Origin of the sequence: Alteromonas sp. 14N.309.X.WAT.G.H12, assembly GCF_036697315.1 — a bacterium.
Taxonomy (GTDB): domain Bacteria; phylum Pseudomonadota; class Gammaproteobacteria; order Enterobacterales; family Alteromonadaceae; genus Alteromonas.
In genome coordinates this window covers 1-8822 of record NZ_JBAHZB010000102.1, presented here as the reverse complement: position 1 = coordinate 8822, position 8822 = coordinate 1, and the positions used below count along the sequence as shown (strand labels likewise).

At 46.2% G+C, this 8822-nt stretch carries 6 protein-coding genes; 3 read left to right on the top strand and 3 right to left on the bottom strand.

The window, feature by feature from the left end; all coding sequences use genetic code 11:
* Positions 1-20 precede the first annotated feature (20 nt).
* A complete protein-coding gene (locus tag V5298_RS17210) occupies positions 21-668 on the top strand; it encodes a bifunctional 4-hydroxy-2-oxoglutarate aldolase/2-dehydro-3-deoxy-phosphogluconate aldolase (protein ID WP_332932671.1) in 648 nt (215 codons plus the stop codon).
* A 46-nt stretch (positions 669-714) separates the two neighbouring features.
* Here the strand turns inward: V5298_RS17210 and V5298_RS17205 are convergent, their stop codons facing one another.
* The 3 genes from V5298_RS17205 to gap all read right to left on the bottom strand — a co-directional run bounded on the left by V5298_RS17205 (position 715) and on the right by gap (position 5002).
* Entirely contained in the window at positions 715-2817 is a 2103-nt protein-coding gene (locus V5298_RS17205) for a tetratricopeptide repeat protein (protein ID WP_332932667.1), read from the bottom strand.
* A 227-nt stretch (positions 2818-3044) separates the two neighbouring features.
* The gene (locus tag V5298_RS17200; RefSeq protein ID WP_332932666.1) at positions 3045-3896 is read right to left on the bottom strand and encodes a D-hexose-6-phosphate mutarotase; all 852 of its coding nucleotides are present in this window, start codon (positions 3894-3896) and stop codon (positions 3045-3047) included.
* A 110-nt stretch (positions 3897-4006) separates the two neighbouring features.
* Entirely contained in the window at positions 4007-5002 is a 996-nt protein-coding gene (gene gap, locus V5298_RS17195; RefSeq protein WP_332932665.1) for a type I glyceraldehyde-3-phosphate dehydrogenase, read from the bottom strand.
* Between the two features lie 237 nt (positions 5003-5239).
* Between gap and malQ the strand changes: the two genes are divergently transcribed.
* Positions 5240-7444 (top strand): 4-alpha-glucanotransferase, encoded by a 2205-nt coding sequence (malQ, locus tag V5298_RS17190; RefSeq protein ID WP_332932664.1) that lies wholly within the window; start codon positions 5240-5242, stop codon positions 7442-7444.
* Between the two features lie 67 nt (positions 7445-7511).
* On the top strand, positions 7512-8822 hold a 1311-nt coding region (locus V5298_RS17185), incomplete at its 3' end, for a GlgB N-terminal domain-containing protein (protein WP_332932663.1).

The following is an 8822-nucleotide window of genomic DNA, read 5'->3' as shown; positions in this document are numbered from 1 at the left end:
CAACATACTGCGAGTTAATTATGACAACGAATTGGAAATATTCACCGGCGGACATTTTTGCAGCTGGCCCTGTGGTCCCGGTGTTGGTAATAAAAGACGTGGAAAAAGCGGTACCACTGGCAAAAGCACTCATGGCGGGCGGCATAAAAGTGTTAGAGGTAACCCTTCGTACTCCGGTAGCACTGGACGTCATTAAGAAAATCGCAGATGAAGTGCCCGACGCTATCGTGGGAGCGGGTACGGTGACGAACGCTCAGCAACTTAAGCAAGTGGTTGAAGCGGGAGCTAAATTTGCCATCAGTCCAGGGTTAACAGAATCTCTGTTAAAAGCCGGCGCTGAAGGCTCCATACCGTTAATTCCAGGTATATCGTCTATCTCCGACTTAATGACAGCGAAAGATGCAGGGTATGATCATCTTAAATTTTTCCCTGCTGAAGCATCAGGTGGCGTAAAGGCTATTAAATCTATTGGTGGGCCTTTCCCCGACGTGGCATTTTGTCCTACCGGTGGCATTGGACCGGGTAATTATAATGATTACTTGGCGTTATCTAATGTACGTTGTGTTGGTGGCTCATGGCTAGCGCCGGATGATGCCATTGCCAACGATGACTGGGCAACCATTACTCAGCTTGCAAAAGAAGCCTGTGCCGGTGCAAAGCTCGGTTAATTAAACCTTTTGGTACGATAAGAACAAGATCAAAACCGCGCGGTATTTAGCGCGGTTTTTTTTGCATAAAATATTGATAGGCACTTCTGTTACCCGTTTTTTGAGCGAAGTTTAAGCCAAGCTGAATTAAGCGAGGATCATTGCTTTGTGTAATACCTTCTTTTAATACCTTAAGGGCATCGTCGGTGCGCTGAATATTGTCCAGTGCTAAGGCGTAGATATACCAGTTTTGTGGGTTGTCGGGGGCGAGTTCAGAGGCTTTTTTAAATGCCTCTACTGCCTTAACTTTTTCCTTTTGACGAATAAGCAACATGCCGTAACTGTAATGCATTAAAGCATTTTTAGGCATCGCTTTTAATCCATCCTGTAATACCGCCTGTTCTTGGGTAACCTTGTTTTGTACCCGATATAACTCTGCTAAGTTGATATAGCTGGCATCGAAGTAGGGCTCAACACGAATACTTTGCTTCAGTAGGCTTTCCGCTTCATGGACGTTTCCTTGTTGGTAATACACCAAACTTTGGTTGAGATTGCCTTCACCGCGCCACTGGTTAACCTCATTCGACCGGTATAATTCATCTAATGCCAAACGATAGTCCTTGTCTTTAAGAGCCAAGCCAACTAATTGTGTGGCGGCAGCCACCCGTACTGCTCGGTACTTGTCTTCGAGTAACGCGCGATAGCTTTTGATCCTCTCTGCCGGGGGCAGTAATTGACCGATTTGCGCTACGCCAAGACGAAGGAGGGGCTCTGGATGATGCACCAGGTTTTTTATATCGCTGTCGTTTAACGTATTGACAATACGGGGTAGGTTGGTTATTACCGTTGCCCGTTTAATGACGGGTAAATCGTTGGCATTAATCAGCTGAAACGCCTGATTTTTGGTTAATTGCTCACCGGCCATTAACGCCATATAGCGTTTTTCATTAAAGGTAACGGGCCGATTTGGATTGGGATGCCATTGTTTGATGGCGGTTTGCGACCAGGCGTTGGTTTTATCTGAGTGACAATTTAAACACGCATTCGGACTGCCAGTTTGTTCGGCGGCGGCCGGATGAGGAACACTAAAACTGTGATCTCGCCGAGCATCTACGCCCATATACGTGGTTTGTGGCATATGACAGTTTACACATTGCCCCGCATCGGTATCTAAGGGGTGATGGGTGTGCTCGGTGGTGTTATAAGCTTGTGCAGAATGGCATTGGAGACACAACCCATTGCCTTGTACTTTGACCTTCATGGTATGAGGGTTGTGGCAGTCAAGACAGTTCACGCCGGCGGCAAACATTTTACTTTGTAAAAAAGATCCATAAACATACACCTCTTCTTTAATTTGTCCGTCAGGGTGGTAAAGGGGTGGGGTTAGCATGTTTGGACTGAATTGGTCCAAGAATGCGGCCTTAGGATCGATACCGTCGGTGAGTGGAGAACGCAGAGAGTGACAACTAAAGCAGGTATCCATAAATGTATTGTCCCTGGGCTCACCGTGCCAGCTGGCAATGCTTTCGTCGTTTTTACGTAACCATTGTCCCAGTGCTTTCTGTTCGCTTTTACTCATCACTGCGGTGGCGGCGTCATCTGGGTGGGCGGCATGGGATGACATATCACCATGGCAAGACTGACAGGACACATTGATTTCGGAAAAATGGGTTTCAAAGCTGTTGGTTTCAGGAACATAGCCCCGTTTTAGTCCTGATGAATGGCAATCAGCACACATGCCGTTCCAATTTTGTAGCGGTTGTTGCCAATGTAAGCGATCCGCTTCGTGTATATCTTCATCTGCGTGTAACGGATACCATTTTTGACCGCCTTCTTTTTGGGTTCGACTGTCCCAAGCAAAAGGAAAGACCTGTAGTTTGCCATTGTCAGCGGGGATTAAATATTCTTGCAACGGGAAATGCCCAAACACATATTTCACCTTGTAGCGGGTGGTGGTATCACCTTCGGTAAAATCAATGATGTAGTGCCCGCCTTCACGAAGAAAGTGGGCGGTTTGGGTATAATGAGTAACCGAGACATCATTGAAATCGCCCAATACGGTAGCATCAGTGGCAACCGCCATGGCCTTACCGTGATCAGACGCCTGCCACTGTGCAACAATGTCGCTGTGGCAGGATTGGCAGGTTTTGTATTCTTCACTGTGAACCACAAAGGTACTGCTGAAAAGCAAAAGGAACGGCGTGAAAAGTCGCAGTGTAAGATAAACAAAAAGCTTATGTATCAATGGATTACTTCCATGCAGTGGGCTACTTTGGAGGATGGCAGACGTTACATTTGTAAATATAATGTTGCGCCATGATACCGAGTAATGGTTAACATGTTAAGCGCCGTTCATCGTACATAGCCGTCGCTCAGCGATGTTCTTTTTGATATGACTTAAAGCCCCGTCACGATTTGGGTAATGCCATAGGCTTCACCGGGGGCAAGGGTAATGCCGTTAGTGATTGCCGTTTCGACACACAACATATGTTTAAACCCAAACGCATCCATATCCGCAATCGATGCCGCACCTTGCCAAGGGTTCCATACAACCAGTGAATCATGACCTAGGGAGGTAATACGGGTTAATGGGCTGCCATTATCGATAATGGTGACCTCCGGCGAGGGAAACTGATGAATGCGATCCGTTTCGCCTTCTATGATATAACGCTCCGGAGAAGGTTTCATCGCCCAACTTTCCAGTTTATCTTTATATTCCCCTTCAATACCTGCTATTACTGTTTGGGTAATATCCGGCACGGCAAAGTAAGTGTGCATGGCGCCGTTGAAGGTAAAAGGGATCACGCCACTGTTTTGGGTTTGTAGTGTCACCGATAAGTGTTGACCCACTAAGATCTCGTAACTTACGTTACAGTCGTATTCGAATCCTTCACCGCGGCTGTAAGAAGGGCTGAGTACAATGTATGTACCTTCATCGGTTTCTTCAGTGGACTGGATTTGCCACACTTGTGTGCGTAAAAAACCATGGGAAGGAAGTGCGCCTTTTTCCTGACCGTGATCATCAGAAAACCATGGCCAACAGATGGGGATCCCGCCGCGAATGGGACGTTCACCATTGAGGTATGCATGGGGACTCAACCACAACCGGTTTTTATTGTCTGTTTTCGGCGTGTAGGACAATACATGGGCACCAAAAAGGCTAATTCGACAGGTGCCAAAAGCATTATCTACATTTAAGAATGTAATTCCCGCCGACTCTTCCACGGTAATTGTGGGTGGTAAACTCATGAGATGTCTCCTTGACAAAAAATCTCTCTGTTATTTATTGTGCATGGAAAAGAAAAAAGGTGCGATAAATAATCGCACCTTTTTTTAAATTGCTTGTTTCGCAGTGGGGCTTACTTGGAAATGTGCTGTACCAAATCCAGTACTTTATTTGAATAACCCCATTCATTGTCGTACCAAGAAACCACTTTTACGAAGGTATCGGTTAGTGCAATACCTGCGCCGGCATCAAAGATAGAGGTGCGTGCATCACCGAGGAAGTCGTTAGATACAAGGGCTTCTTCTGTGTAACCTAAAATACCTTTTAGTTCGCCTTCAGACGCGGCTTTCATGGCCTGACAAATTTCGTCATAGCTTGCTGGTTTGGCAAGATTCACGGTAAGGTCAACAACGGAAACGTTAGGGGTAGGAACACGGAATGCCATACCGGTGAGTTTTCCATTGAGTTCAGGAATGACTTTACCAACGGCTTTTGCTGCGCCCGTTGATGAAGGAATGATGTTTTGACCGGCACCACGTCCACCGCGCCAATCTTTATGAGATGGGCCGTCTACGGTTCTTTGGGTCGCTGTTGTAGCATGTACGGTGGTCATTAAACCATCCACAATACCGAATGTATCATTCAGTACTTTAGCGACGGGTGCTAAACAGTTTGTGGTACAAGATGCATTCGAAACGATGGTCTCATCATTGTACTTTTCATGGTTAACACCCATCACAAACATGGGGGTGTCGTCTTTTGATGGCGCGGACATTACCACTTTTTTCGCACCCGCTTGAATGTGGGCCGATGCGGTTTCTTTTGTCAGGAACAAGCCTGTACTTTCAACCACAACGTCTACATTCACATCGCCCCATGCCAGATCAGCAGGATTTTTTTCTGATGTAATACGGATAGCTTGCCCATTTACGACTAATTGGCCATCTTCGATGGCAACGTCACCGTCAAATCTACCGTGCGTTGAATCATACTTCAGCATATAGGCGATGTAGTCAGTGTCGAGTAAGTCGTTAATGGCAACAACTTCTAAATCTTCACGCTGTTGTGCAGCGCGCATTACTAAACGACCGATGCGTCCAAAACCATTGATACCGATGCGTATTGTCATGTCATACCTCTAAAAATTTGGTACTGGTGAAAAAAAATTACGTAAAGTATGGATCAAATTGGCATAATTGGCAAAGAGAAAAGCTAATAGTGTTGCAAAATTACAATATATTGCATTATTACCTTGTGCTATTCGTCTATGGCCTTTTTATTCGAAATTGGCACAAAAATACGGTACTGACTTGAATGACTGGAACAATTCCACCATAGTCATTCCTAGAATACAGGAAATAAAACTATGACTAACTCCGCCTTACAACAACTGGTTGAGATGCGAGGGATTGAAACCCATTATTTTGACGCCTGGGGGAAACCCGAGACGATTTCAGAATCAAGCCAGATTAAATTACTTAATGCACTGGGCTACGATACCAGCAGCGATTCCGTCATTGAAAACCGACTTCATCAAGAGGCCAGTAAAATCTGGCAGTCACCGCTAAACCCGGTACAGGTTGTACGCCAATCAGATGCGTTGCCATTTTTGATACGGTTGCCCATTGAATTGGTCACCGATACTTATACTGTAGTCCTGTCCACGGAAGATGGACAGTCCTTTAATCACACTTTTACGCCAGTGGACGAAAATTTGATTAATGTGGCGCAACTTCAGGACGTTGAATACCATGAATATGGTGTAATCATGCCCCAGCCGGTGCCCCTTGGTTATCACCAACTTACCTTGTATGTTGAAGACGATGACGAGCCACTGGCAACGATGCGACTGATTGTGGCTCCCCAAGCGTGCTATACCCCAAAGTCTATTGCTGAAGGCCAAAAGTTGTGGGGGTTAAGTGTGCAGCTTTATTGCTTGCGTTCGCACACCAACTGGGGAATAGGGGACTTTACTGACCTAATACAACTGGCGAAAAAAGCCGGCGAACTGGGCGCCGATTTTATTGGTTTAAACCCCATTCATGCGCTGTATCCTGCCAATCCCGAAGTCTGCAGTCCCTATGGACCTTCTTCTCGGCGTTGGCTGAATTTTCTTTATCTTGATGTTACCGCTATGCCTTGCTTTGACCATGAGTCGGTACAAAAGCTAGTTACTACGACGTCATTTCAGCAACGGATCCAGGCGGCCCGTGATGCTGAATTTGTGGACTATACCGAGGTAGCAGCGCTAAAAAAAGAAGCCCTCGGTGTCTTATTTGATGTGTATTATGCGAAGTATTTGACGAAAAAAACGAAACAAAACAAGGCGTTTAAAGCCTTTGTTCAAGCCGGTGGTGAAAGCCTTAACATGCTGGCTGTTTACGATACGATGCAGGAATTTTTATCCCAAAATGGTCAACCTGCTTGGGGATGGCCGGTGTTTCCTGATGGATTTGGGGAATATCACAGCGACGACGTCGCCGCATTTGCCAAAGAACATAAAAAACGGGTGACTTTTTATCTATTTTTGCAATGGCAAGCGGCATTACAGTTAGAGGCAGCCAGCCTAGCGGCGAAAGACGCTGGCATGGCGCTAGGCCTATACCGTGATTTAGCGGTGGGTGTCAGTGAGGGAAGTGCGGAGATATGGGGAAATAAAGATTTATACTGCGTCAATGCATCCGTGGGTGCACCGCCGGATGTACTCGGGCCGTTAGGCCAGAATTGGGGGTTGCCGCCCATGGATCCCATCAAGTTGTATGAACAGGCTTATCAACCCATTATTGATTTGTTTTCCTCCAATATGGCCGGTGGCGGTGCCCTACGTATCGACCATGTTATGGGGTTGTTGCGCTTATGGTGGGTGCCCAAAGATGCCGATGCAAAAGAAGGCGGTTATGTCTATTATCCTGTTGATGATTTACTGGGGATCCTGGCATTGGAAAGTCATCGTCAACAAAGTTTGGTAATAGGCGAAGATCTAGGAACTGTACCGGAAGAAATTCGTGCTAAATTGGCAGAAAATGGCATTTACTCTTATCGCGTTTTTTTCTTTGAGCAAGCGCCTGACGGTGGATTTTTCTCACCAGCCCATTATCCAGTGCAATCCATGTCAACTTTGACAACCCACGATATGCCCACCCTTACCGGGTTTTGGCATTGCCTTGATCTGGAATTAGGCAAGGAGCTCGGCTTGTATCCCACGGATGCTATACTTCAACGACTTTACGGAGAAAGACACCGTGATAAGCAGGCCATATTGGATTCACTACATGCACATCATTCCATTAGCGACAATATCAGTCGTGATGTTAATTACACGGGAATGACAACGGAATTAAATCATGGCATGCAGTTGCATATGGCGAGGGGATCAAGTGCGCTGCTTAGCCTGCAATTGGAAGACTGGTTGCAAATGGATAAGCCTGTTAATGTACCTGGTACGTTTAATGAGTATCCAAATTGGCGCAGGAAATTATCCCAACCGTTAGAAGCAATATTTGAAAATCAGGACATCACTGCATTGGCGACGAATTTAACCGCGTCAAGAAAACGGGCAAGTACCGATTAGCGGCCGCGCCACCGCAGCGAGAAACCGCAACCCGTTTGTTGTTCAAACGGGTTTTCAGGAGTACAACATGGTAGTAGAAAAACAGCTAGCACATGCACGCTGTGCAAAACCATTTTCCATTCTTGGGCCAAAAGAAACAAAAAAAGGCCTTAATATTACAGTTTATATTCCCGATGCTGTTTCGGTAACGGTACAGCGATTAGGAGATACTCAGCAACTCTGTCAACTTGCGCTCACCGATCATAATCATTTATTTACCGGCTATACCAAGGCGCTATCGCCTGGGGATCGTTATCAGTTAACGGTGGTAACCGATGGCCACGAATATACCGTGGTAGATCCTTATCAATTCCAACATGAAGCCTATCACAGTGTTCATTTTATCGATCACAAGCCAGATAACCTGTACCGACAAGCCGGCGCACAACTGGTGTCCGTGGATGGTATCGCGGGGACCCATTTTACGGTGTATGCGCCCAACGCCTCAGCGGTATCGGTCATTGGTGATTTTAACCGCTGGGATGGACGTTGCCATCCTATGCAACAAACTGAGTTGGGCTATTGGGTATTGGTGATCCCAGGTATTGGCGAGGGAGAACGATACAAGTATCAAATTAAGGATGCATGGGGAAATGACTTGCCCCACAAAGCCGACCCTCTGGGTTTTGCCGCAGAACAATACCCCTCTCACGCGTCAAAGGTTTTTAATCACAATAACTATCAGTGGCAAGATAATGATTGGATGGTAAAACGTCAGGCTGATAAATACAGTCAACCGATGAGTATATATGAAGTCCATCTTGGCTCTTGGCGTCGACCGGATGAGGGTTCCGGCCAACGTTATCTTAGTTATCGCGAACTCACTGAAACCTTAATTCCTTACGTGAAGGAAATGGGCTATACCCATTTGGAACTGCTACCGGTATCGGAATTTCCTTTTGATGGTTCGTGGGGGTATCAACCGGTGGGGCTGTTTTCTCCCACAAGTCGGTTTGGTTCTCCCGATGAATTTAAATATTTTGTCGATTGCTGTCATCAGGCAGATATTGGCGTCATTATTGATTGGGTACCGGCACATTTCCCTGAAGATGCCCACGGTCTGGCGCGGTTTGATGGTAGTCATGTCTACGAATATGACGATCCGCGGCGTGGCTGGCATCCAGATTGGAATTCCTGTATCTACGATTTTGGTAAGGATACAGTACGGCAATTTCTGGTGGCCAATGCCTTATTTTGGTTAGATAAATTCCATATCGATGGGTTGCGTGTCGATGCCGTGGCATCCATGCTTTATCTGGATTACTCTCGCAATGAGGGGGAATGGATCCCCAATGTGGACGGTGGTAACGAAAATTACGAAGCGATTAGCCTGTTAAAA

What these genes read in the sequence shown, in the direction of transcription:
- malQ (WP_332932664.1), top strand. Translation starts at nt 5,240, where the DNA reads ATGACTAACTCCGCCTTACAACAACTGGTTGAGATGCGAGGGATTGAA.
- V5298_RS17200 (WP_332932666.1), bottom strand. Translation starts at nt 3,896, where the DNA reads ATGAGTTTACCACCCACAATTACCGTGGAAGAGTCGGCGGGAATTACA.
- gap (WP_332932665.1), bottom strand. Translation starts at nt 5,002, where the DNA reads ATGACAATACGCATCGGTATCAATGGTTTTGGACGCATCGGTCGTTTA.
- V5298_RS17210 (WP_332932671.1), top strand. Translation starts at nt 21, where the DNA reads ATGACAACGAATTGGAAATATTCACCGGCGGACATTTTTGCAGCTGGC.